This window comes from Streptomyces sp. NPDC045778, assembly GCF_056431945.1.
The window spans coordinates 40,691-64,113 of the sequence record NZ_JBWKJZ010000019.1 but is presented as its reverse complement, the minus strand read 5'-3'; the positions used below and the strand labels follow the sequence as shown (position 1 = coordinate 64,113).

18 protein-coding genes and 1 tRNA gene are annotated in these 23,423 nt (G+C 72.1%); 8 read left to right on the top strand and 11 right to left on the bottom strand.

Annotated elements, in window-relative coordinates:
• The first annotated feature begins 71 nt into the window (after positions 1-71).
• Entirely contained in the window at positions 72-851 is a 780-nt protein-coding gene (locus AC07GB_RS23935) for a LuxR C-terminal-related transcriptional regulator (protein WP_138960158.1), read from the top strand.
• Here the strand turns inward: AC07GB_RS23935 and tamR are convergent.
• A complete protein-coding gene (gene tamR, locus AC07GB_RS23930; RefSeq protein ID WP_478848623.1) occupies positions 810-1,307 on the bottom strand; it encodes a MarR family transcriptional regulator TamR in 498 nt (165 codons plus the stop codon). The two genes, AC07GB_RS23935 and tamR, sit on opposite strands and share 42 nt — an antisense overlap.
• 280 nt (positions 1,308-1,587) lie before the next feature.
• On the opposite strand from tamR, the gene AC07GB_RS23925 reads away from it, so the two are divergent.
• Both AC07GB_RS23925 and AC07GB_RS23920 read left to right on the top strand, forming a co-directional pair.
• On the top strand, positions 1,588-2,406 hold the full coding sequence (locus AC07GB_RS23925) for a trans-aconitate 2-methyltransferase (RefSeq protein WP_478848621.1): 819 nt from the start codon (positions 1,588-1,590) through the stop codon (positions 2,404-2,406).
• A complete protein-coding gene (locus tag AC07GB_RS23920; protein ID WP_478848619.1) occupies positions 2,406-2,771 on the top strand; it encodes a VOC family protein in 366 nt (121 codons plus the stop codon). Before AC07GB_RS23925 ends, AC07GB_RS23920 begins: the two co-directional genes overlap by 1 nt.
• Before the next feature lie 184 nt (positions 2,772-2,955).
• On the opposite strand, the gene AC07GB_RS23915 is transcribed toward AC07GB_RS23920, so the two are convergent.
• Positions 2,956-3,675 carry a TetR/AcrR family transcriptional regulator gene (locus tag AC07GB_RS23915; protein WP_150511544.1) on the bottom strand — a complete coding sequence of 240 codons (720 nt, stop codon included), beginning with the start codon at positions 3,673-3,675 and terminating at the stop codon, positions 2,956-2,958.
• Positions 3,672-4,718: an acyl-CoA desaturase gene (locus AC07GB_RS23910; RefSeq protein ID WP_478848617.1), complete on the bottom strand. Its 1,047-nt coding sequence runs from the start codon at positions 4,716-4,718 to the stop codon at positions 3,672-3,674. The genes AC07GB_RS23915 and AC07GB_RS23910 overlap by 4 nt, the downstream gene beginning before the upstream one ends.
• Positions 4,719-5,029: 311 nt before the next feature.
• Here AC07GB_RS23910 and ppc point away from each other — a divergent pair, with 311 nt between their 5' ends.
• Both ppc and AC07GB_RS23900 read left to right on the top strand, forming a co-directional pair.
• Positions 5,030-7,777 carry a phosphoenolpyruvate carboxylase gene (ppc, locus tag AC07GB_RS23905; RefSeq protein ID WP_478848615.1) on the top strand — a complete coding sequence of 916 codons (2,748 nt, stop codon included), beginning with the start codon at positions 5,030-5,032 and terminating at the stop codon, positions 7,775-7,777.
• Positions 7,778-7,913: 136 nt separating this feature from the next.
• Positions 7,914-11,078: a hypothetical protein gene (locus tag AC07GB_RS23900; protein WP_478848613.1), complete on the top strand. Its 3,165-nt coding sequence runs from the start codon at positions 7,914-7,916 to the stop codon at positions 11,076-11,078.
• An 81-nt stretch (positions 11,079-11,159) separates the two neighbouring features.
• Here the strand turns inward: AC07GB_RS23900 and pth are convergent, their stop codons facing one another.
• From pth to AC07GB_RS23870, 6 genes are all read right to left on the bottom strand, one after another.
• Positions 11,160-11,756, bottom strand: coding sequence for an aminoacyl-tRNA hydrolase (gene pth, locus AC07GB_RS23895; RefSeq protein ID WP_478848611.1), 597 nt, complete (start codon positions 11,754-11,756; stop codon positions 11,160-11,162).
• 89 nt (positions 11,757-11,845) lie between these two features.
• Positions 11,846-12,433 (bottom strand): 50S ribosomal protein L25/general stress protein Ctc, encoded by a 588-nt coding sequence (locus tag AC07GB_RS23890; protein ID WP_478848609.1) that lies wholly within the window; start codon positions 12,431-12,433, stop codon positions 11,846-11,848.
• 188 nt (positions 12,434-12,621) lie between these two features.
• On the bottom strand, positions 12,622-13,611 hold the full coding sequence (locus AC07GB_RS23885; RefSeq protein ID WP_478848607.1) for a ribose-phosphate diphosphokinase: 990 nt from the start codon (positions 13,609-13,611) through the stop codon (positions 12,622-12,624).
• Between the two features lie 171 nt (positions 13,612-13,782).
• Positions 13,783-15,240 (bottom strand): bifunctional UDP-N-acetylglucosamine diphosphorylase/glucosamine-1-phosphate N-acetyltransferase GlmU, encoded by a 1,458-nt coding sequence (glmU, locus tag AC07GB_RS23880; RefSeq protein WP_478848605.1) that lies wholly within the window; start codon positions 15,238-15,240, stop codon positions 13,783-13,785.
• Between the two features lie 127 nt (positions 15,241-15,367).
• Positions 15,368-15,438, bottom strand: a tRNA-Gln gene (locus AC07GB_RS23875).
• Between the two features lie 11 nt (positions 15,439-15,449).
• Positions 15,450-16,313 (bottom strand): hypothetical protein, encoded by an 864-nt coding sequence (locus AC07GB_RS23870; protein WP_478848603.1) that lies wholly within the window; start codon positions 16,311-16,313, stop codon positions 15,450-15,452.
• Positions 16,314-16,490: 177 nt separating this feature from the next.
• On the opposite strand from AC07GB_RS23870, the gene AC07GB_RS23865 reads away from it, so the two are divergent.
• Positions 16,491-17,813 carry a sensor histidine kinase gene (locus AC07GB_RS23865; protein WP_478848601.1) on the top strand — a complete coding sequence of 441 codons (1,323 nt, stop codon included), beginning with the start codon at positions 16,491-16,493 and terminating at the stop codon, positions 17,811-17,813.
• Between the two features lie 59 nt (positions 17,814-17,872).
• Here AC07GB_RS23865 and AC07GB_RS23860 read toward each other — a convergent pair whose 3' ends face one another.
• Together AC07GB_RS23860 and AC07GB_RS23855 are read right to left on the bottom strand one after the other, a co-directional pair.
• A complete protein-coding gene (locus AC07GB_RS23860; protein WP_478848599.1) occupies positions 17,873-18,364 on the bottom strand; it encodes an SUKH-3 domain-containing protein in 492 nt (163 codons plus the stop codon).
• A gap of 52 nt (positions 18,365-18,416) precedes the next feature.
• The gene (locus AC07GB_RS23855; protein WP_478848597.1) at positions 18,417-19,091 is read right to left on the bottom strand and encodes a YwqJ-related putative deaminase; all 675 of its coding nucleotides are present in this window, start codon (positions 19,089-19,091) and stop codon (positions 18,417-18,419) included.
• A gap of 246 nt (positions 19,092-19,337) precedes the next feature.
• Here AC07GB_RS23855 and AC07GB_RS23850 point away from each other — a divergent pair, with 246 nt between their 5' ends.
• Both AC07GB_RS23850 and AC07GB_RS23845 read left to right on the top strand, forming a co-directional pair.
• Positions 19,338-20,327, top strand: a complete 990-nt coding sequence (locus tag AC07GB_RS23850) for an SMI1/KNR4 family protein (protein WP_478848595.1) — start codon at positions 19,338-19,340, stop codon at positions 20,325-20,327.
• Positions 20,328-20,335: 8 nt separating this feature from the next.
• Entirely contained in the window at positions 20,336-23,140 is a 2,805-nt protein-coding gene (locus AC07GB_RS23845) for an SUKH-4 family immunity protein (protein WP_478848593.1), read from the top strand.
• Positions 23,141-23,423: the final 283 nt, after the last annotated feature.

Below are 23,423 nucleotides of genomic sequence, written 5' to 3'. Positions count from 1 at the left end.
CTGTGGCGCTCCCTCGTGCCGGGCGCCGTATCCGCACTTGGTCCACCGTCCTCCAGCCTGTGGGGGTTTCCGTGGTTCGAATCCGAGTCCTGGTCGTCGACGACCATCGCATCTTCGCCGAGTCGCTCGCGGCCGCGCTCGCCGCCGAGCCCGACGTGGACGTGTCCGCCGCGGGCAGCGGCCCGGCGGCGCTGCGCTGCCTCGACCGCGCGGCCGCCGAAGGCCGCAGATACGACGTGCTGCTCGTCGACGCCGACCTCGGCGGCACCGCGCCCGTGCTGCACAGCGCCGCCCGCCCGGCGGTGCCCGTGCACGACGGCCAGGCGGACGGGCTCGTGGACGGCATCTCCCTGGTCACGGGCGTGCGTTCGGCGCAGCCCGCCGTGCGGACCGTCGTCCTCGCGGAGAAGGACGACCCGCGCCGCGCCGCGCTCGCGCTCCAGGCCGGGGCCTCGGGCTGGGTGGCGAAGGACTGCTCCCTCTCCCGCCTGCTCACCGTCATCCGCGGTGTCCTGCGGGACGAGACGCATCTGCCGCCCGCCCTGCTCACCGGCGTCCTGCGCGAACTGACCGCGGCCCGCAAGCACCGCACCGAGAGCGAGCGCCTTGTGGAGTCCCTGACGCCGCGCGAGCGCGAAGTGCTGCGCTGCATGGTCGCGGGCCTCGGCCGCAAGGCCGTCGCGGAACGCCTCTTCCTGTCCCCGCACACCGTCCGCACCCATATGCAGAACGTGCTGGGCAAGCTCGGCGTGCACTCCACGCTCGCCGCCGTCGCCCTCGCCCGCAGGGCCGGGGTCGGGCCGGTCGACCTAGCCGGGGATGTTGTCGAACGGGGCGGTCAACTGGCGTAGCAGCGCGGCCAGTTCGCCGCGCTGGGCGCGCGACAGCTCGCCCAGGATCGCCCGCTCCTGCTCAAGGAGACCCGCGAGGGCCTGGTCGGCGCGGTCACGGCCCTCGTCGGTGAGCCGCACCAGCACACCGCGGCGGTCGCTCGGGTCGGGCAGGCGCTCGACGAGACCCTTCTTGGCGAGCCGGTCGATGCGGTTCGTCATCGTGCCCGACGTCACCAGGGTCTGCGTGAGGAGCTGGCCCGGAGACAGCTGATAGGGGGCGCCCGCGCGCCTGAGCGACGTCAGTACGTCGAACTCCCACGGCTCCAGCTCGTGCTCGGAGAACGCCAGCCGACGTGCCCGGTCGAGATGGCGCGCCAGCCTGCTCACGCGGCTCAGCACCTCGAGCGGTTCCACGTCGAGGTCAGGGCGCTCCCGACGCCATGCAGCGACCAGCCGGTCGACCTCGTCCTCCATGACGATCAGTGTAGGGGGTCTGTCGACATGAAGTCTCTTGACGTCAAGATAGTCGTAGGTGAGGATGACGGCGACCGATCGGCACGCCCTGTCCGTACGGGGTGGTCGTACGGCGTGACTCCGCACGCCCCCGGTGCCGCGCACCGCGCTCCCGGGCCGCGCTGACGACCGCCGGCGCGCCGCCGCCCGCACGGCCCCGCCCGTCCGCACGCGCACCTGTACGCGTGCACGCACGCGCGTACGTACGCCTGCACGCTCGTGCGCCGCAGAGGAGCCCCTCATGCCGTCTCCCACCTGGGATCCGAACCAGTACCTGCGCCACGCGGGCCACCGCAACCGCGCCCTGACCGACCTGCTCGCCCACGTGAGCGCCCCCGCCGGGCGCCCCCTGCGCATCGCCGACCTCGGCTGCGGGCCCGGCAACTCCACCGCGCTCATCGCCGAGCGCTGGCCCGACGCGCACGTCACCGGCTACGACAACTCGCCCGAGATGCTCTCGCGCGCCGCGGCCCTCGCGGGCGCCACGCCGGGCGGGGGCCGCGTGGACTTCGCGTCCGCCGACCTCACGGGGTGGGTGCCGGTGGAGGAGTACGACCTGATCCTGTCCAACGCCACCTTCCAGTGGGTGCCCGGGCACGCCGGGTCCTTCGCCGCCTGGATCGCCGCCCTCGCGCCCGGCGGCACCTTCGCCTTCCAGGTCCCGGCCAACTTCGACGCGCCCAGCCACGCGCTGATGCGGGACCTGGCGGCGGCGCCGCGCTGGCGCGAGCGGCTCGCGGGGTGCCTGCGGCACGCGGACGCGGTCCTCGGCCCCGCCGCGTATCTGGCCCTCCTCACCGGGCTCGGCTGCGCCGCCGACGTCTGGGAGACCACCTACCTCCAGGTCCTGCCGGGTGAGGACGCGGTACTCGACTGGGTCAAGGGCACCGGGCTGCGCCCCGTCCTCACGGCCCTCGCCGACGACCCCCCGGCGGCGGAGGACTTCCTGGCCGAGTACGGGGCCCTGCTGCGCGAGGCCTATCCGCGGCGGGAGCACGGCACGGTCTTTCCCTTCCGCCGCGTCTTCGTGGTGGCCCGCGTGGCAGAGGGGGCGGCCTGATGCTCACCGCCCTGGACCACGTGCAGCTCGCCGCGCCGCCCGGCAGCGAGCCCGCCCTCCGCGCCTTCTACGCGGGCGTCCTCGGGATGACGGAGGTGCCCAAGCCACCCGCGCTCGCCGCGCGGGGCGGCTGCTGGTTCCGGGCGGGAGCCGTCCAGCTCCACCTCGGGGTGGAGGACGGCTTCCGGCCCGCGAAGAAGGCGCATCCCGGGCTGCGGGTCAGCGGGATCGAGGCCTGTGCCGCGCGGCTCGCGGCCCACGGCGTCGAGGTCACCTGGGACGACGGGCTGCCCGGGCACCGCCGCTTCTACGCCCACGACCCGGTCGGCAACCGCCTGGAATTCCTGCAGCCGACCTCCGCCTAGGCCTGCGCCCGGGCCCGGCCTCCGGGGCCCGCGCCCCTGTGTACCGGCTGCCCGGCACCTGCGCGCTGTGCCCACCCGTCCCGCCCTGCGGGACGCCTGCCCACAGCGGGGCGGGGCCCGGGCGGCGCCGGGGCGGGAGGGGGAACCCCCGCCGCGGTAGCGGTGGGGGGCCTGCGTGCCGCCGTCAGGCCTTGCGGTGGCCTATGAGGCGCGGCTTCGGCTCGAGCCCGTCGAGCCCGTGCCAGGCCAGGTTGACCAGGTGCGCGGCCACCTCCGCCTTCTTGGGCTTGCGTACGTCCAGCCACCACTGGCCGGTGAGGGCCACGCTGCCGACCAGGGCCTGCGCGTACAGCGGAGCCAGCTTCGGGTCGAAGCCGCGGGTCTTGAACTCCTGGCCCAGGATGTCCTCGACCTGCGTCGCGATGTCGGAGATCAGCGAGGCGAAGGAGCCCGTGGACTGGGGGATGGGGGAGTCGCGGACCAGGATGCGGAAGCCGTCGGTGTACTCCTCGATGTAGTCGAGGAGGGCGAAGGCCGCCTGCTCGCACAGCTCCCGCGGGTGCCCGGCGGTCAGGGACCCCGTCACCATGCCCAGGAGCTGCCGCATCTCACGGTCCACGACCACCGCGTAAAGGCCCTCCTTGCCGCCGAAGTGCTCGTACACCACCGGCTTGGAGACCCCGGCCTTCGCCGCGATCTCCTCCACGGAGGTGCCTTCGAAGCCCTTGGCGGCAAACAGGGTGCGGCCGATGTCCAGCAGCTGTTCGCGGCGCTCGGCGCCGGTCATACGGGTCCGGCGGGTACGCCGGGGCTTGTCGTTGTTCGAATTCGACGGGCTCTTCGGGGCCCGCGAGGAGCCCTTCGTGCCCGGAGTGCTGGAGTCGGTGGCCACAGGTTCCATCATGCCGCGTCAGCGGCCTGACGGTTGCCAGGGGCATCGACCGCGTCGGCCGGCTTGCGGCGCGCGTCGATCCGGGACCGCGACGGCCAGCGCACGTCGTACGCCCAGCCGAACTGTTCGAACCAGCGGATCAGACGCGCCGAGGAGTCGATCTGCCCCCGCATCACACCGTGCCGCGCGGACGTCGGGTCGGCGTGGTGGAGGTTGTGCCAGGACTCACCGCAGGACAGCACGGCGAGCCACCACACGTTCCCGGAGCGGTCACGGGACTTGAAGGGGCGCCTGCCCACCGCGTGGCAGATGGAATTGATGGACCACGTGACGTGGTGGAGCAGCGCCACACGGACGAGTGAGCCCCAGAAGAACGCCGTGAAAGCGCCCCACCACGACATCGTCACCAGCCCGCCGACCAGCGGCGGGAACAGCAGCGACACGAGCGTCCACAGAACGAACTGGCGCGAGACGGCACGGATCGCCGGATCCTTGATCAGGTCCGGCGCGTACTTCTCCTGCGACGTCTGCTCCTCGTCGAACATCCAGCCCACGTGCGCCCACCACAGGCCCTTCATCAGGGCCGGCACGCTCTCGCCGTACCGCCACGGGGAGTGCGGGTCACCCTCCGCGTCGGAGAACTTGTGGTGCTTGCGGTGATCGGCGACCCAGCGCACCAGCGGCCCCTCGACCGCGAGCGACCCCATCACCGCGAGGGCGATCCGCAGCGGACGCTTGGCCTTGAACGAGCCGTGCGTGAAGTACCGGTGGTAACCGATGGTGATGCCGTGGCAACCCAGGAAGTACATGAAGACGAGCAGGCCCAGATCGAGCCAGCTCACCCCCCAGCCCCAGGCCAGCGGCACCGCCGCGACCAGGGCCACGAAGGGCACGGCGATGAACAGGAGCAGCGTGATCTGTTCCAGCGAACCCTTCCGCTCACCGCCCAGCGTCGCGGACGGGCTCGACGGACTCACGGACGGGCTCGCGGACGGAAGCGGGGCGCCGCTCGGCGCCCCCTCTGATTCTTCGATGACGTCGGGGCTTGTGGTCATAGGGCGTTCCCCTGGGGGGTCGAGGGTGGGGGCACAGGCCATGTGCCATGAGAGCGAGTGCCCGCGCGGCGGCCGGCGTATGCCGCGCCTACGGGACCGTAACCTACGGGCACGTAAGTATCGCAGCGAGCGGCGCCGCGGCAAGAGGCCGCGAGACACCCGGATCGCATCGACACCTATCCTTGGATCGGTCGGACAGCGCGGTCCGCTCTGATATCTCCCCCGGTTCACCCACCGGGACCCCTCCCAGACGTGCCCACCGTCTCCCAGCGCCCCGCGAGGGCCGGGATTCACCGCAAGGAGCCGCACCTGTGAGCAGTGCCGACGACCAGACCGCCCCGCAGGCCGCCACGACGGCCACCAGCGAGCTGCGCGCCGACATCCGCCGCCTCGGCGACCTCCTCGGCGAGACCCTCGTCCGCCAGGAAGGCCCCGAGCTGCTCGACCTCGTCGAGAAGGTCCGCCGCCTGACCCGCGAGGACGGCGAGGCCGCCGCCAAGCTCCTCGGCGGCACCGAGCTGGAGACCGCCGCCAAGCTGGTCCGGGCCTTCTCCACCTACTTCCACCTCGCCAACGTCACCGAGCAGGTGCACCGCGGCCGCGAGCTGCGCGCCCGCCGCGCCGCCGAGGGCGGCCTCCTGGCCCGCACCGCGGACCGCCTCAAGGACGCCGACCCCGAGCACCTGCGCCAGAGCGTCGAGCACCTCAACGTGCGGCCGGTCTTCACCGCCCACCCCACCGAGGCCGCCCGCCGCTCCGTCCTCAACAAGCTGCGCCGCGTCGCCGAACTCCTGGAGACCCCGGTCATCCCCTCCGACCGGCGCCGCCACGACATCCGCCTCGCCGAGAACATCGACCTCGTCTGGCAGACCGACGAACTGCGCGTCGTCCGCCCCGAGCCCACCGACGAGGCCCGCAACGCCATCTACTACCTCGACGAACTGCACGCCGGAGCCGTCGGCGACGTCCTGGAGGACCTCACCGCCGAACTGGAGCGCGTCGGCGTCCAACTGCCCGAAGGCACCCGGCCGCTCACCTTCGGCACCTGGATCGGCGGCGACCGCGACGGCAACCCGAACGTGACCCCCGACGTCACCTGGGACGTCCTGATCCTCCAGCACGAGCACGGCATCAACGACGCCCTCGACACCGTCGACGAACTGCGCAGCTTCCTGTCGAACTCCATCCGCTACACCGGCGCCACCGAGGAACTCCTCGCCTCCCTCCAGGCCGACCTGGAACGCCTTCCCGAGATCAGCCCCCGCTACAAGCGCCTCAACGCCGAGGAGCCCTACCGCCTCAAGGCCACCTGCGTCCGGCAGAAGCTGGAGAACACCAAGCAGCGCCTGGCCAACGGCACCACGCACGAACCCGGCCGCGACTACCTGGGCACCACCGAGCTGCTCCACGACCTCACGCTCATCCAGACGTCGCTGCGCGCCCACAAGGGCGCCCTGTTCGCCGACGGCCGCATGAACCGCACCATCCGCACCCTCGCCGCCTTCGGCCTCCAGCTCGCCACCATGGACGTACGCGAGCACGCCGACGCCCACCACCACGCCCTCGGCCAGCTCTTCGACCGGCTCGGCGAGGAATCCTGGCGCTACGCGGACATGCCGCGCGAGTACCGCCAGAAGCTGCTCGCGAAGGAACTGCGGTCGAGGCGTCCGCTCGCGCCGAGCCCGGCCCCCCTCGACGCCGCGGGACACAAGACCCTCGGCGTCTTCGAGACGGTCAAGAAGGCCCTGGACGTCTTCGGACCCGAGGTCATCGAGTCGTACATCATCTCCATGTGCCAGGGCGCCGACGACGTCTTCGCCGCCGCCGTCCTCGCCCGCGAGGCAGGCCTGCTCGACCTGCACGCCGGCTGGGCGAAGATCGGCATCGTGCCGCTCCTGGAGACCACCGACGAGCTGCGCGCCGCCGACGTCATCCTCGACGAGATGCTCGCCGACCCCTCCTACCGCCGCCTCGTCGCCCTGCGCGGCGACGTCCAGGAGGTCATGCTCGGCTACTCCGACTCCTCCAAGTTCGGCGGCATCACCACCAGCCAGTGGGAGATCCACCGCGCCCAGCGGCGCCTGCGCGACGTCGCCCACCGCTACGGCGTGCGCCTGCGCCTCTTCCACGGCCGCGGCGGCACCGTCGGCCGCGGCGGCGGCCCCTCGCACGACGCCATCCTCGCCCAGCCCTGGGGCACCCTCGAAGGCGAGATCAAGGTCACCGAACAGGGCGAGGTCATCTCCGACAAGTACCTGGTCCCCTCGCTCGCCCGCGAGAACCTGGAACTCACCGTGGCCGCCACCCTCCAGGCCTCCGCCCTGCACACCGCCCCACGCCAGTCCGACGAGGCCCTCGCCCGCTGGGACGCCGCCATGGACGTCGTCTCCGACGCCGCGCACGCCGCCTACCGCAGGCTCGTCGAAGACCCCGACCTGCCCGCCTACTTCTTCGCCTCCACCCCCGTCGACCAGCTCGCCGAACTGCACCTCGGCTCACGGCCCTCGCGCCGCCCCGACTCCGGCGCAGGACTCGACGGCCTGCGCGCCATCCCGTGGGTGTTCGGCTGGACCCAGTCGCGGCAGATCGTGCCCGGCTGGTTCGGCGTCGGCTCCGGCCTCAAGGCGCTGCGCGAGGCCGGCCTCGACACCGTCCTGGAAGAGATGCACGAGCACTGGCACTTCTTCCGCAACTTCGTCTCCAACGTCGAGATGACCCTGGCCAAGACCGACCTCAGGATCGCCCGGCACTACGTCGACACCCTCGTCCCCGACGACCTCAAGCACGTCTTCGCCACCATCGAGGCCGAACACGAGCTGACCGTCCGCGAGGTCCTGCGCATCACCGGCGAGGCCGAACTCCTCGACGCCCAGCCCGTACTCCGCCAGACCTTCGCCATCCGCGACGCCTACCTCGACCCGATCTCCTACCTCCAGGTCGCCCTGCTCAAGCGACAGCGCGACGCGGCCGCCGCCGGCGCCGAAGCCGACCCGCTCCTCGCCCGCGCGCTGCTGCTCACCGTCAACGGCGTGGCCGCGGGACTGCGCAACACCGGCTGACCCCACCACCCGCCGCCGAAAGGCCCCGCACCCTCCTGGTGCGGGGCCTTTCAGGTGAAAAGTGCGCTTAACGCCTTGTCGTAGCGGTGGACGCCCCGACCACCACCCCACAGTTGACCCGTCCTCAGGTCCCCTCGTGGTCGGAAGTGCTGTGGTCCTCCTCGCCCACCGGTACCGTCGCGCGCTCGGCGCCACGGTGGCCGTCCTGCTCGCCGCCCTCGCGGCACTCGCCCTGGTCCCGCACGACAGCGCGGCCCGCGCCGACGCCCGCATGAGCGTCCGCCTCGACCCCGGCACCACCCCGGTGCCCTCCGGCGACCACGTCACCTACAACGGCTTCATCCAGTGCTCCATCCCCGGCGACTGCCAGTCGGTGACCGTCACCTTCACCCCACCGCCCGGCGCATCCGGCAAGGGAGTCGTCTCCCAGCCCTACCCGCCCGGCGTCACCGGCGTCACCGCCCACGACGACGGCAGCGTCACCGTCACCTACAGCTCCATCGCCAGCGGCCAGAGCTCCCAGCTCACCGTCAGCTGGCCCACCGAGGACTACTGGACACCCCCCGGCGACCAGCGGGCCGAGATGTCCGCGACCGCCACCAACGGCGACGGCACCCCCAGCACCGACGACGCCGCGGTCGAGGTGACCGCCGAGCCCAACCCCGCCGTCCGCAAGGAAGGCCCCTCCCGCGCCCGGCCCGGCGAGACCATCACCTACAAGGTCACCGCCACCAACGACCCCCGCAACGCCAACCGCCCGCGCGGCAACCTGGCCCTGGAGAACGCCACCCTCACCGACGTCCTCCCCGAAGGCGTCGACCTCGTCGACGCCACCCCCGCCGGATACACCTACGACCCCGCCACCCGCACCATCAGCTGGCCCGTCGACACCGAACCCGACCGCCCCGGCAACCAGCTCGCCCAGGTCAAGACCTACCCCTACGGCGTCGTCCACGAAATCCGCGTCAAGGTCCGCGACGACGTCCCCGACGGCACCACCCTCACCGACACCGCCGCCATCAGCGGCGACCCCCTCGGCCCCGACCCCGAGGAGATCACCAGGACCGACACGGCCGACACCGTCGTCGGCACCGGCGGCGGCGAGGTCTCCGGCACCCTCGACAAATCCGTCGACACCCCCCTCGCCGCCGACGGACAACGCGTCTCCTACGTCCTGCGCTTCGCCAACACCGGCACCGACCCCGCCGACGCCCGCGTCAGCGACGCACTGCCCGCCGGGTTCGACGCCGAGACCCTGAGCCTGTCCACCTCGTCCGGCGGGGTCTACTCCGGCCCCTGGACGGTGACCGTCACCCGTCGCGACGGCAGCTCCGAGACGGTCACGCCCTCCGGGCAGACCATCAGCCTGCGCGACCTCGGCGACCTGGTGGCCGTCCGCGTCGACGTACCGGACCTGGCCGCGCGCACCAACCTCGTCCTCCAGATCTCCGGCCGCGCCGACGCCTCCGAACTCCCCGACGGCAGCGGAGACGTCGACAACTGCGCCGACCTCCACCTCACCGGCTCCGCCGGCACCGCCGACGAACAGTCCTGCACCAGCTTCCACATCGAACCCCAGGTCTCCCAGCCCGAGCTGGCCAAGTCCACCGACCCCACCCCCGTCGGCCCCGGCGGCAGCCACACCTGGACCGTCACCCTCCGCAACGACCGCTACCGCACCGGCTCCTCCCCGCTGCGCCCCCGCTTCGTCGACCTCGTCCCCCGCCAGCTCGCCTACGACAGGGGCTCCTGGACCCTCGCCGACGGCCAGCCCGACTACTGCCCCGCCGCCGACCGCTTCACCGAGACCGTCTCCGAAGGCCCCGACGGCCGCACCCGCGTCGAACTCACCGCCGAACCCGGCGCCGAGATCCCCGCCGACGACTCCTCCTGCGTGTACGAGTTCCGCACCACCGTCGAACCCGGCGTCGCCAGCGGCACCTACGGCGGCTCGCCCGACAGCGCCGACTACGCCGGCAACCGCGCCGGCCTCTACGACGCCGAGCGCCCCATCAACACCCGCAGGACCGACACCCACGACATCGACGGCGACGGCGACACCACCGAGAACGTCGCCGAGGCCACCGACGACTTCGCCATCGCCGAATCCTCCGCCCTGTTCGTCACCAAAGAGGTCAAGGGCGACAAGGACGACGCCTTCAAAGGCTCCGCCGAAGTCCCCGGCAAGGAGGACGAGGTCGGCCAGTCCACCATCGGCGGCACCGTCGAATACCGCACCGTCCTCGGCAACATGGGCAACACCGACCTCACCAACGTCGTCGCCTACGACCTGCTGCCCGCACCCGGCACCTACGGCGTCACCAGCGGCCGCTACGAGGACGACGTGACCAGCCAGTGGCGCCCCACCCTCACCGGACCCGTCGACGCGGGCGGCGCCCCCGTCACCATCACGTACTCCGAAGAGCCCGACCCCTGCCGCCCCGAAATGGACAACACCCCCGACAAGAGCGCGCCCTTCCAGTGCGGAGGCGAACCCGACCCCTCCTTCGTACCCGCCGACGACGTCACCGACTGGAGCCGCATCCGCTCCATCCGCTTCGACTTCGACGGACACGTCTTCTCCGCCGGAGAGCGCTATACGCTGCGCTGGCTGATGGAGGTGCCCGAACGCGCCGCGGACGGTGAGCCGTTCGAGGGCGGGGAGCGCACCTGGAACAAGATCGCCATCCAGGGCGACCGCCGCCAGCCCGACGGCTCCACGCGGGGCCTCCTGGCCACGGAGGCCCCCTGGGTGGTCGACGAGGTCCACCCGTCGCCGTCCCCGTCGCCGTCCCCGTCGCCCTCGCCGTCGGATTCGCCGTCCCCGTCGCCGTCTCCGTCGGATTCGCCGTCGCCGTCCCCGTCGCCGTCGGATTCCCCGTCGCCGTCGCCGTCCCCCTCGGACTCGCCGTCGCCCTCGCCGTCTCCGTCGGATTCGCCGTCGCCGTCCCCGTCGCCTTCGGATTCCCCGTCGCCGTCGCCGTCCCCCTCGGACTCGCCGTCGCCGTCCCCGTCCCCGTCGCCTTCGCCGTCGGATTCCCCGTCTCCGTCGGACTCGCCCTCGCCGTCGGACTCCCCGTCCCCGTCCGACTCGCCCTCCCCGTCCGACTCGCCCTCGCCCACCCCGACCAAGCCCACCGGACCCCCCTCGCCCTCACCCTCGAAGCCCACCCCGTCCCTCCCGGACACCGGGTCCGGCGGTGCGTGGCTGGCATCCGGGATCGCCGCGGCGCTGCTCGCGGCAGGCGCGCTGCTCGCGGCCATCGCCCGCAGACGACGTGAGGTACGCGACCACCTGTAAGACAGAACACCCCCGCCCGCCCCCTCAAGAAGGGGGGCGGGCGGGGGTGTGAGTGCCGCGGAGCGCCGACCGAGGCCCGGCTCAGGAGTTGTACGTGCTCTGCGCCCGCTCCAGACCCTCCACGACCAGGCACTCCACCGCGTCCGCCGCCCGGTCCACGAAGTAGTCCAGCTCCTTGCGCTCCGCCGACGAGAAGTCCTTCAGGACGAAGTCGGCGACCTGCATCCGCCCCGGCGGCCGGCCGATGCCGAAGCGGACCCGGTGGTAGTCGGACCCCATGGCCTTGGTCATGGACTTCAGACCGTTGTGCCCGTTGTCACCACCACCGAGCTTCAGCCGCAGCGTGCCGTAGTCGATGTCCAGCTCGTCGTGGACCGCGACGACGTTCGCCGTCGGCACCTTGTAGAAGTCGCGCAGCGCCGTCACCGGACCGCCCGACAAGTTCATGTACGACGTCGGCTTGGCCAGGACGACCCGGCGGCTGCCCGGCCCCATCGGCCCCAGACGACCCTCCAGGACCTGCGCCTGCGCCTTCCCCGCGCGCTTGAACGTGCCACCGATCCGCTCGGCCAGCAGGTCGACGACCATGAACCCCACGTTGTGCCGGTTCATGGCGTACCCCGGCCCCGGGTTGCCGAGACCCACGACCAGCCAGGGAGCACTCGGGTCCGTCGTCATCTGCGTGTCTCCTCCATCGCTGCTCATAGCCGAACCGCCGCCCAGCGCCGAGGCGCTGGACGGCGGTTGACAGTGCCTTGAGGCGCGGCTCAGGCCTCGGCGGCCGCGTCGCCCTCGCCCTCGGCCGGGGCTTCCTCGGCCTGCGCGGCCAGCACCTGGAGAACCACGGCGTCACCGTCGACGGCCAGCGTCGCACCGGCGGGCAGCGTGATGTCCTTGGCGTGGATGGAGGCACCGGCCTCCAGGCCCGCGATGGAGACCGTGACGGCCTCGGGGAGGTGCGTGGCCTCGGCCTCGATCGGCAGCGCCGAAAGAACGTGCTCAAGGAGGTTGCCACCGGCGGCCAGCTCGCCCTCGGTGTGGACCGGGACCTCGACGGTGACCTTCTCGCCACGCTTGACCAGCAGCAGGTCGACGTGCTCGATGAAGCCCTTCAGCGGGTCGCGCTGCACGGCCTTCGGGATGGCCAGCTCGCTCTTGCCGTCGATGTCCAGGGACAGCAGGACGTTCGGCGTACGCAGCGCGATCATCAGGTCGTGACCCGGCAGCGTGACGTGCACGGGGTCCGTGCCGTGGCCGTACAGGACGCCGGGAACCTTGTTCTCGCGGCGGATGCGGCGGGCGGCGCCCTTGCCGAACTCGGAACGGGTCTCGGCGCTGAGCTTGACCTCAGACATGGAGCACTCCTCGTAGATATAGGTGAACGGATGCGTCACCCGGCCATACGACTGGCCTGCTACGAAGAGCGCGTCGATAACGGACCGCCGTACTCACGTTTGCGACAAACGCGTACGGCCTCCCTCGCCGAGCAACTTCGACAGTCTACTCGGCGGGGAGGCCGTACCCCAAAACGATCAAGCAGGACTCAGTCCTTCGGACCCGCCTGCTCCTCGAAGAGGCTGGTCACAGAGCCGTCCTCGAAGATCTCCCGCACCGCGTTGGCGATGGTCGGAGCGATCGAAAGGACCGTGATCTTGTCAAGCTCCAGCTCGTTCGGCGTCGGCAGCGTGTTCGTGAACACGAACTCGCTCACCTTCGAGTTCTTCAGCCGGTCCGCCGCCGGACCCGACAGCACACCGTGCGTCGCCGTCACGATGACGTCCTCCGCACCATGCGCGAACAGCGCGTCCGCCGCGGCACAGATCGTGCCACCCGTGTCGATCATGTCGTCGACCAGGACACACACCCGGCCCTCGACGTTACCGACCACCTCGTGGACCGTCACCTGGTTCGCGACGTCCTTGTCACGCCGCTTGTGCACGATCGCAAGCGGCGCGCCCAGACGGTCGCACCAGCGGTCGGCCACACGCACCCGGCCCGCGTCCGGGGACACGACCGTCAGCTTGTCCCGGTCCACCTTCGCACCCACGTAGTCCGCGAGGATCGGCAGCGCGAAGAGGTGGTCGACAGGACCGTCGAAGAAGCCCACGATCTGGTCCGTGTGCAGATCGACCGTGACGATCCGGTCCGCACCCGCGGTCTTCATCAGATCCGCGACCAGACGCGCCGAGATCGGCTCACGGCCGCGGTGCTTCTTGTCCTGACGCGCATAGCCGTAGAACGGCACGATCACGGTGATGCTCCGCGCGGAAGCCCGCTTCAGAGCGTCGATCATGATCAACTGCTCCATGACCCACTTGTTGATCGGAGCCGTGTGGCTCTGGATCAGGAAGCAGTCCGCACCACGTGCCGACTCCTGGTACCGCACGTAGATCTCACCATTGGCGAAATCGAAAGCCTTGGTCGGTACGACGCCGATCCCCAGCTCGTGGGCCACCTCCTCGGCCAACTCGGGGTGGGCGCGGCCGGAGAAGAACATCAACTTCTTCTCGCCGGTCGTCTTGATCCCGGTCACAGCACTGTCTCCTCAGACGAGTTCTTCCGCTGCTGCACCCGCGATACATCCAGAGGTCCAGGAGCGATCACCCGCATCCCAGGACATAGGCCGCGCCACGAGTCAGCCGATTGGTGTGCACCTATCACGGTACGCGGTGTTCGGCGCACCTTTTTCCAGTCAGGTTGACGGTCAGCCCTCGCCGACCGCGTCCCCGGACCCCCCGGAGGCCGCCTCGGCCGCCTTCGCCGCCGCGCTCCCCGGACGCTTACGAGCCACCCAACCCTCGATATTCCGCTGCTGGCCACGGGCGACAGCCAACGAACCGGGCGGCACATCCTTCGTGATCACGGACCCCGCCGCCGTATAAGCACCGTCGCCAATCGTGACAGGCGCCACAAACATGTTGTCCGAACCCGTCTTGCAGTGCGACCCCACCGTCGTGTGGTGCTTGGCCTCACCGTCGTAGTTCACGAAGACGCTCGCCGCCCCGATGTTCGTGTGATCACCGATCGTCGCGTCCCCCACGTACGACAGGTGCGGCACCTTCGTGCCCTCACCGATCGTCGCGTTCTTCATCTCCACGTACGTCCCGGCCTTGGCCCTCGCCTTCAGCCGCGTACCGGGCCGCAGATACGCGAACGGGCCCACACTCGCCCCCTCGCCGACCTCCGCGCCGGTCGCCACCGTGTTGTCCACCCGCGCGCCCGCACCCACCGTCGTGTCCGTCAGACGCGTGTTGGGACCCACCTCCGCACCCTCACCCAGGTGCGTCGCCCCCTGGAGCTGCGTCCCGGGGTGCACCAGCGCGTCACGCTCGAACGTCACCGTCGCGTCCACCCACGTCGACGCCGGATCCACCACCGTCACACCCGCGAGCATCGCCTCCGTCAGCAACCGGTCGTTCAACACGCGCCGCGCGTCCGCCAGTTGCACACGGTTGTTGATCCCAGCGATCTCCCGGTGATCCGCCGCCACCGACGCCCCCACCCGGTGCCCCGCCTCCCGCAAAATCCCCAGCACATCCGTCAGGTACTCCTCACCCTGACTGTTGTCCGTACGCACCTTGCCCAGAGCATCCGCCAGCAACTGCCCGTCGAACGCGAAAACCCCGGAGTTGATCTCCCGGATCGCCCGCTGCTCCTCGCTCGCGTCCTTGTGCTCCACGATCGCGGTCACCGCGCCCGACGCCGGGTCGCGCACGATGCGGCCGTAGCCGGTCGCGTCGGGGACCTCGGCGGTCAGGACGGTCACGGCGTTGCCGTCGGTGGCGTGGGTATCGGCGAGCCGCCTCAGCGTCGCACCGGTCAGCAGCGGAGTGTCCCCGCACACGACGACCACGGTCCCCTCGACCGCGCCGCCGATCTCCTCCAGGCCGATGCGGACGGCGTGCCCCGTGCCGTTCTGCTCCGCCTGGTAGGCGGTGCGGGCCTCCGGGTCGATCTCGGCGAGGTGCGCGGTGACGCGCTCGCTCTCGTGCCCCACGACGGCGACCAGACGCTCCGGCGCGAGTTCGCGCGCGGCGGCGAGCACGTGCCCGACGAGGGAACGGCCACAGATGTCGTGCAGGACCTTCGGGGTGGCCGACTTCATACGGGTGCCCTCACCCGCTGCGAGGACGACGACGGCTGCCGGGCAATTGGCGCTCACGGGGGTGCCCTTCGGCTTCGGATGGCGTGGGGTTGGACATCCGCAGGATACCGGGGCGTAAGGGGGCGGAAATGGGGGCGGGTCCCGACCTTGCGGTCAGGACCCGAACCTGGGCGATGTATCTGAGCTCCCGGGGAAGGAATCGAACCCTCATTCAAGAGACCAAAACTCTTTGTCCTACCATTAGACGACCCGGGATGGTTCGTCCGCTATGTCCGATTCTGCTGATCGGCTTCGCTCGCGGACAACACTATGCCGTACCAAGCGCCCTCGATGCGACGGTACAACTCCGCGCTCTGCCGAACTTGGATCACTAGACAGCCGCGATAGGTCTCGCCCACGTTCTTGCGCACGGTCTTGGGGTTGTGCTTCTTGATGGTCGTCTTGTGGAACGCGGAGCGGTCGGCGCCGACGAGGTCCGACCAGTACTGCTCGGCGCCCGGCACGTCTGCGGTCTCGTGGATCATCACGTAGTACCGCACGCGCTCGCGCTCGACTTCGAGGAGGTCGAGCCAGCGCAGGAAGACCTTGACCATTCCCGGGTCGCTGTTCACGAACGTGACGCGCTCGCGCCGAGCGTAGGGCTTGCTCTTGGAGCCCTCGGCCCAGTAGAGCCCGACGCCGATCAGGAACAGTTCGCGGTCCGTGAGTTGCCCCACCGCGTCCAGCGCTGCCTTTGTGGTGCGTTGCCGCTCTTCTTCGCGCAGCCTCAGCTTCGGCTCCCAGCCGCGTCTGGCGATGGCTGAAGCTTCTTCACGGGTTCGCCGAGGGCGCTCCGGCCTCGGCAGGTCTCGTACCCACAGTGAGACGGAACTCTTCGAGCAGCCCAGCTCTGCCTGGATCTGGTTGTACGTCCAGCCCTTGAGGCGCAGCTCGCGGGCGCGTTCGCGGAGGTCGTCCTTGGCCCTGGGGCGCTTGGTCCACTCCGGTGCGGGCTCGCCCTCGACGAGGCGCTGGAGGAGGTCCTTGCTGCGGACCTGAAGGGCGTCGGCGATCTGCCGGAGGCTCAGGCCTGCGCGGCGCAGTGTGACGGCCCGGTGGCGCAGCGACGCGAAGTCGGTGATCTCGGTCATGCGGCGAGCCTCGTTCGGAATTTTGGGTTCCGGGTCGAAAATCTGGGCGGTTCAACTGTTCGAGGGTTACCTGGCGGTTCGGGCGTCGTCCGAGGCCCGCCCGGGTAGGGCCGCGGTGCGATCGTGTGCTGGAAACTCACCGGAAAACCGGGCGGCGGCGCCCGTAGGCTGGAAGGCATGACCACGACGGGGGACAGCGGAGCCGCGGCCAGGACCGGGCCGTGGTGGTGGGAGCGGCGGCGCAGTGCCGTGCTCGATGTGGGGCTCGGCGTCGTGTCGGCGGCCGAGTGCGGTGCGGAGGGTGTGGAGTTCGCGCGGGACGCGGGGCTGCCGCTCGCGGTGGGTGTGGGTTTCGGGGTGCTGGCCGGGGCGATGCTGGTGCTGCGGCGCCGCTGGCCGATCGCGGTGGTGCTGATCGCGGTGGCGGTCACGCCGGCGCAGATGGGCGTCCTGATGACGATCGTGGGTCTTTACACGCTGGCGGCGTCGGAGCTGCCGCGGCGGATCATCGGTGCGCTGGCGGGCATGTCGCTGGCGGGCACGTTGATCGTGACGATGGTGCGGGCCAATCAGGACATAGCGAGTGGGGATCTGACGATCGGCGAGGGGGTCATCCCGTTCATCGCGATCAGTACGTCGCTGGGGGTGACGGCGCCGCCGTTGCTGCTGGGTCTGTATGTGGGTGCGCGGCGTCGGCTCATGGAGTCGTTGCGGGAGCGGGCGGACAGTTTGGAGCGGGAGCTTCAGTTGCTGGCGGAGCGGGCGGAGGAGCGCGCGGAGTGGGCGCGTAACGAGGAGCGGACGCGGATCGCGCGGGATATGCACGACGTGGTGGCGCACCGGGTGAGTCTGATGGTGGTGCACGCGGCGGCGTTGCAGGCGGTGGCGCGGAAGGATCCGGAGAAGGCGGTGAAGAACGCGGCGCTGGTGGGGGACATGGGCCGGCAGGCGCTGACGGAGCTGCGGGAGATGCTGGGGGTGTTGCGGGCGGGGGAGGCTCCGCCGAGGCCTGCCCCGGCCGCGGTGCCGTTGGCGGCGGTGCGGGAGGCGGCGTCGCGGGCGGCGTCGCGGGCCGGGGGTGAGGAGGCCGGGGAGGCGGCGGAAGGGCCGTGTCTGGCGGAGCTGGACGAGTTGGTGGATCAGTCGCGGGCGGCGGGCATGGTGGTGGATCTGTCGGTGGAGGGTGAGTCGCGCCTGTATGCGGCGGATGTGGAGGAGACGGCGTACCGGGTGGTGCAGGAGGCGTTGACGAACGTCCACAAGCACGCGGCGGGTGCGAAGACGTATGTGCGGCTCGCGCATCGGAGTGCGGAGATCGCGATGCAGGTGGAGAACGGGCCGCCGCCGGAGACGGCTCCGGCGGACGCGCGGTTGCCGAGTGGTGGCAATGGTCTGGTGGGGATGAAGGAGCGGGTGACGGCTCTGGGGGGTGTGTTCGTGTCGGGTCCGACGGACGCGGGGGGTTTCCGGGTGTCGGCGGTGCTTCCGGCGGGGGCCTGACCCGGTGAGCGGGGGCCTTGGCTGGTGAGCGGGGCCTGTTCCGGTGAGCGGCGGGGGGTTCAGGTGCCGGCGGTGAGGCGTACTGGTCGGGTGCCGGCGATGAGGGTGGTGAGGGCCTGGTCGATGTGCTGGCCGAGGTACCAGTCGCCGGTGTGGTCGAGGCTGTAGACGCGGCCGCGGGCGTCGACGGCGAGGAGTGCCTGGGTCTCGGTCTCCTCGCCGATGGGGCTGACTTCGGTGCCGAGGGCGCGGCCGAGGTCGCCGAGGGTGCGGGCGGTGTGGAGGCCGTACATGGGGTCGAGGTGGAGGGTGGCGGGGGCTATCTGGCGGCCGGGGCCCTGGGGGGTGATGTGCAGGCCGCCGAATTCGGCCCAGGCTTCGACGGCGGCGGGGAAGACGGCGTGGCGGTGTCCGGCGGGTGAGGTGTGGCGGCGCAGGACGTCGGCCCAGATCTCGGCCTGTTTGATGTCCCAGCGGCCGGGGCGCCAGCCCGCGGTGCGCAGGGCGGCGTCGACGGGCACGGGGAAGCGGGTGGTGTGGTCGGTGCGCATGGTGGTGGGAGCCCTCGTGGTGCGGTGTGGGTACGGGCGGCGGGTGGGGGTGTCAGCCGTCGGCCGCCGTGGGGTCCACGACGCGGACGCCGAAGTGGTCGGTGAGGGCGGTGCAGGAGCGGCAGGGCCGGGCGAAGGAGCCGTGCAGGGGGTCGCCGTCCTCGCGGATGCGGCGGGTGGTGAGTTTGGCGTGTTTGAGGGCTTTGCGGGCTTCGCCGTTGGTCATGGGTTTGCGGCGGGCGCGTTTGGAGCGGCCGGCGTCGGCGGTGGTGAGGTGGCGGGAGACGAGGAGGGCTTCGGCGCAGCGTCCGGTGAAGCGTTCGCGTTGGGCGCTGGGGAGGGCGTCGAGGAAGTCCTGGACGAGTGGGTGGAGGCGGGGTGGTTCCTCGCCGCGTCTGGGGGTGGCGGTGAGGGTGGTGCCGCGTACGGAGAGTGCGGCGGCGACGGTCGGCAGGATGCCGTCGCGGCGTTGGAGCAGGATGGGTGCGTCGGCGGGCACGCTGCTCCAGCCGACGCGGGGGTCGCCGCCGGGTTGGGCGGGTGCGGTGGCGGCGGTGGTGCCTGGGGGGCCGTGGGTGCTGTGGGTGCCCGTGGTCCTGGGGGTGCCTGTGGTCCCGGGGGTGCCCGGGGTGTGCGCCGTGGTGCCTGTGGTCGTGGAGTGAACGGTTCCGGCGCTTTCGGTGGATGTATCGGTGGTCCGTGACATGCTGGTTTGTGCCGTGTGCATGTGGTGTTTCCCTCCCCGTGCCCGCGGTGTCGGCCGCTGTGCCACGCCCCCGCGTTGCGGGAACAGACTGCCAAATGGGGCGCGTGGTACGGAAGCTGGGTCGGTGTGACACGAGCGGGTTTCGTCTCTGGGTGACGGGCTCGTGGCGGGTGGTCACGGATCCGGCGGCCCGATGACCCGTGTCGTCCTTCCGCATAGGCTGTCGCCATTCGTGAACCTCGACAGTGCCGCAGGAGGGCAACCGCCATGACGACAGGTCGGCCAGGTCGGCTCGGGCAGCAGGCCGCGCCGCCGAACGCGGCCTACGCCGGGCAGGTCGTGCACTTCCCGGATCCGGTCCGTGCCGCGCGCCATCCCAGGGGGGTGCGGGTGGACGGCGACGGCTTCCCGGACTTCTCGCCGTACGCGCGGGCCGCGGCGGAGATCGCGGAGCCGCCGGAGGGCTTCGGTGTGGACGAGCTGCGGCTCACGGACTACGTGTCGGCGAACGCGGCGCTCGCGGCGTCGGGGCATGAGCTGTGGGACACGATTCCGGCGGTGGCGACCCCGCACGGCTGGACGTGGCACCACGCGCCGTACGGCCGCCGGCTTCTGCTGGTCCCGGTGGAGGTGAAGGCGTTGCTGCGGCACCACGGCGGCATCGCGACGTCGGCCGTGGACCACGGCAAGCGCGGTACGCGTCCGCTTCAGGAGACCCGTCCGGTGCATCTGGCCCTGCCGAAGGGGGCGCTCGCCGTCACGGAGAGCCAGGTCTTGGGGGTCGAGGAGGACTTGGGTTACCGCTTGCCGGGGGCGTACCGCTCGTTCTTGAAGGCGGCGGGCGGTTGCGCGCCGGTGGGCACGGCGCTGGACGCGGAGCTGGGTCTGCTCATCGATCAGCCGTTCTTCACGGTCCGTGACGAGGCGGCCGTGAACGACCTGGTGTACGTCAACAAGTGTCTGCGCGACCATCTGACCAAGGATTTCCTGGGGGTGGGCTTCGTGCAGGGCGGTCTGCTCGCGGTGAAGGTGAAGGGCGACCGGATCGGCTCGGTGTGGTTCTGCGCGTACGACGACGCGCGGGACGTGGATCCGTCGTGGGCGCCCGCGGAGCGGGTGCAGCGGCTGTTGCTGCCGTGCGGTGACGACTTCGACGCGTTCCTGTCCCGGCTCGCGGGCAGTCCGCCCGAGCTGGAGACCGTGGCGAACCTGATGGTGGACGGCGGCTTCGCGCGTGCCGTCCCGGTGGGGGAGTGAGCTCCGAGATGGTGACGTTCGCACAGGCGCAGGAGCGCGCCGAGGAGTGGGTCAACGGTGACGTGCCGCCGCCCGGGCACCGTGAGGTGCGGGTGCGGGAGTTCGACCTGGGCTTCGTGGTGTGGGCCGAGGACCGCGAGGGCGGTCCGCGGTCGGACGGTGGCGGGCAGCGGCTGGTCATCGCCCGGGACAGCGGCGAGGCCACGTTGTGGCCCGCGCTGCCGGTGGGTGAGGTGATCCGCCGGTACGAGGAGGAGTACGGGGTGCCGGACGCGGCGGAGCCGGCGGTGGCGCCGGCGGCGCCGGAGCGCATGGATCTGAATCAGACGTCGTTCCTGCTGAGTCCGCCGGAGTGGTTGCAGGAGGCGGCGGACAAGCTGGGGATCCCGGACCGGCGTTCGTCGTCGGCCGCGGAGCCTGCGGGGCCGGCGGGGCCTGTGGCTGCGGAGCCCGCGGTGACGTCGGCGGGGCCCGTTCCCGAGGAGGCTCGGTCTCAGGGTGGTGGCACGCCGTGGCCTGTCGCCGGTGGGTCGGCCGGTGGGTCGGTGGGGGTGTCCGGTTCCGCGGGGCCGTCGTCGGAGACGCCGTGGGCCGGTACGGACACGAACGTCGGGGCCGATGACGAGGACGTGGCGGTGCCGTTGCCCGCGACGGTGTTCTCGCCGCCGGTGAATCTGGACGGCGAGGAGGAGGACGCGCCGCCCTCGGTGTCGCCGGAGGCGAAGACCGCGCTGATGTCGGGGGGCAGTCAGCTCCCGAAGACGGCGGTCGCGCCCGCTCTGGAGGAGCCGGTGCCGGGGGAGCCGGGCGGGGGCCCGGAGCTGCCGCCGCCGGCCGCGGGTGCGGCCGTGAGCGGCCCGCACCTTCCGCCTCCGCCCGCGGGCTCGGCGGTGGGTGGTCCTCAGGTGCCGCCTCCGCCTGCGGGGGCGACTGCTGGGGGGCCTGCCGCGCCGGGTGCGCCTGTCGGGTCCGGTGTGCCGCTTCCGCCGCCGTCCGCCGGGGCTGCCGTGAGTGGTCCGCACCTGCCGCCTCCGCCCGCGGGTGCGGCCGTGAGTGGTCCGCATCTGCCGCCTCCGCCCGCGGGTGCGGCGGTCGCCGGTCCCGGTGCGCCGCCTCCGCCCGTCGGTGCGACTCCGCCGCCCTCTCCGGGTGCGCCGCCGTCCCCGTCTTCGTCCGAGGGCGCGGCCGTCGGCGGTGGCGCGGGGACGCCGCCGCCCGGTGCGCCCGGTGGCGGCTATGTGGCGACGCAGTACGTGGCCTCGCTCGGCCCCGAGGGGCCGCAGCCGCCCGCCGCGCCGCAGCCGCCCGCCGCTCCCGGTGCCCCGGGTACGCCTCCCGGCGGGGTGCATCACGCCGCGACGATGCTGGCCGACCCGGGCGCGGGCGGCGGGACGCAGCCTCCAGGGGCTCCGGCCGCTCCGGCTGCCCCCGGTGTTCCTGGTGCGCCTGGCGCCCCGGGCGCTCCTGGTGCGCCCCAGCCGCCCGGCCCGCCCGGTGCCCCGGGCACGCCCCCCGGCGGGGTGCACCACGCCGCGACGATGCTGGCGGACCCGAGCCTCGGCGGCGCGCCCAAGCCTCCCGGTGCCCCGGGTGCTCCCGGCGCCCCGCAGCCGCCCGGCCCGCCCGGCGCCCCGGGCGCCCCGGGTGGCGGTGTCCACCACGCCGCCACCATGCTCGCGGGTCCCGCCGTGGGCGGCCCGCCCGCGGCCCCGCAGCCGCCGGGTGCCCCGGGCGCTCCCGGCATGCCGCCGCCCGCCCCGGGCATGGTGCCGCCGGGCCCCGGCATGCCGCCGCCCGGCGCGGGTCAGCCGTACGGCTATCCGCAGCCGCCCACCGGGCAGCCCACCGTGGGCCCCGGTTACCAGGCCGTGCTGCGGTACCGCGCCGCCGACGGCTCCGAGCAGCAGGTGATCCGGCGGTCGGCGCCGGGCACGCCGCACCCGGAGTGGCAGATCTTCCACGAGCTGCGCGGCATGAACGTGCCGCCGGACCAGGTCCTGGAGCTGCACACGGAGCTGGAGTCCTGCGAGCTGCCGGGCGCGTACTGCGCGCGGATGATCCGGGAGACCTGGCCGCAGGCGCGTATCACCTCGATCGCGCCGTACGGCAGGGATCATGCGTCGCGGCAGCAGGGGATGCGGCAACTGCTTGCGCACCAGGGCGAGTTGCACCAGGTCGCGGACGGCCCGGCGCGTCCGGCGCCGGTGCGGGCGCCGCTGCCGCAGGTGCCGCCCGCGCAGCCGGTGCCGCCGGAGGGCGTGGCGCAGGAGCTGGCGGGGGCGTTCGGGCCCGGGGTGTTCCGGTTCGACCAGCGGGCGGTGTCGCGGCAGGGTGTGCCGGACGTCGTGGCGCACACGCTCGTCGTGGCGGGCCTGCCCGTCGACTTCGGGCCGTTCTTCTGGGCGCAGGCCCAGCCGGGGCGGCCGGTGCCGACGCTGGCCGAGCTGGCGCAGGAGCGGGGCGTGGCGCCCGCGCCGGACGCGGGTTCGTACCTCGTGATGGGCAGCGACTTCGGCCGGGCGATCTGTGTGCAGTACGGCACGGCGCACATCGTCGCGGTGCCGGTCGAGGCCGGTCCTGGCGGGGTTCCGGTGCCGCCGCAGTTCGTGAACACGGGGCTGCCCGAGTTCGTGCGCTGTCTGGCCCTGCTCGGCCGCATGTGGCGGCTGCGCTACGGCCTCAACCAGGAGCAGGCGGGTCGCTGGACTGTCGACTTCCAGGCGCAGCTGGCCGCGCTCGACCCGGCGGCGCTCGCCTCGCCGGAGAGCTGGTGGTCGGTGCTCCTGGAGCAGATGTGGGACGGCTTGCTGTAGCCCGCGTCCGTACGCGGCCCGCCCGGTTCGCCGGGTCACCGGGGCGCCCGACCCGCACGGCGGGCCGGGCGCCCCGGTCGTTGTTCCGCGTCGTTCCGGTCGTTGTTCCGGTCGTCGTTCCGCGGGCCGGGCGGGGACGCGCCGGGGAACGACACCCCGATTCCGGCTTCTGGCCTCAATTGGCGCATCCTTGAGCGGACGGCGCTGACGGAGTGTCGTGTTATGACCATTTCCGCTTGATCCATCAGTATGTGCGCCAATCGCGTTGTACGCGGGTGGCGCG

What these genes read in the sequence shown, in the direction of transcription:
- tamR (WP_478848623.1), bottom strand. Translation starts at nt 1,307, where the DNA reads ATGGAGGACGAGGTCGACCGGCTGGTCGCTGCATGGCGTCGGGAGCGC.
- AC07GB_RS23925 (WP_478848621.1), top strand. Translation starts at nt 1,588, where the DNA reads ATGCCGTCTCCCACCTGGGATCCGAACCAGTACCTGCGCCACGCGGGC.
- AC07GB_RS23920 (WP_478848619.1), top strand. Translation starts at nt 2,406, where the DNA reads ATGCTCACCGCCCTGGACCACGTGCAGCTCGCCGCGCCGCCCGGCAGC.
- AC07GB_RS23915 (WP_150511544.1), bottom strand. Translation starts at nt 3,675, where the DNA reads ATGATGGAACCTGTGGCCACCGACTCCAGCACTCCGGGCACGAAGGGC.
- AC07GB_RS23910 (WP_478848617.1), bottom strand. Translation starts at nt 4,718, where the DNA reads ATGACCACAAGCCCCGACGTCATCGAAGAATCAGAGGGGGCGCCGAGC.
- pth (WP_478848611.1), bottom strand. Translation starts at nt 11,756, where the DNA reads ATGACGACGGACCCGAGTGCTCCCTGGCTGGTCGTGGGTCTCGGCAAC.
- AC07GB_RS23890 (WP_478848609.1), bottom strand. Translation starts at nt 12,433, where the DNA reads ATGTCTGAGGTCAAGCTCAGCGCCGAGACCCGTTCCGAGTTCGGCAAG.
- AC07GB_RS23870 (WP_478848603.1), bottom strand. Translation starts at nt 16,313, where the DNA reads ATGACCGAGATCACCGACTTCGCGTCGCTGCGCCACCGGGCCGTCACA.
- AC07GB_RS23865 (WP_478848601.1), top strand. Translation starts at nt 16,491, where the DNA reads ATGACCACGACGGGGGACAGCGGAGCCGCGGCCAGGACCGGGCCGTGG.
- AC07GB_RS23860 (WP_478848599.1), bottom strand. Translation starts at nt 18,364, where the DNA reads ATGCGCACCGACCACACCACCCGCTTCCCCGTGCCCGTCGACGCCGCC.
- AC07GB_RS23855 (WP_478848597.1), bottom strand. Translation starts at nt 19,091, where the DNA reads ATGCACACGGCACAAACCAGCATGTCACGGACCACCGATACATCCACC.
- AC07GB_RS23850 (WP_478848595.1), top strand. Translation starts at nt 19,338, where the DNA reads ATGACGACAGGTCGGCCAGGTCGGCTCGGGCAGCAGGCCGCGCCGCCG.
- AC07GB_RS23845 (WP_478848593.1), top strand. Translation starts at nt 20,336, where the DNA reads ATGGTGACGTTCGCACAGGCGCAGGAGCGCGCCGAGGAGTGGGTCAAC.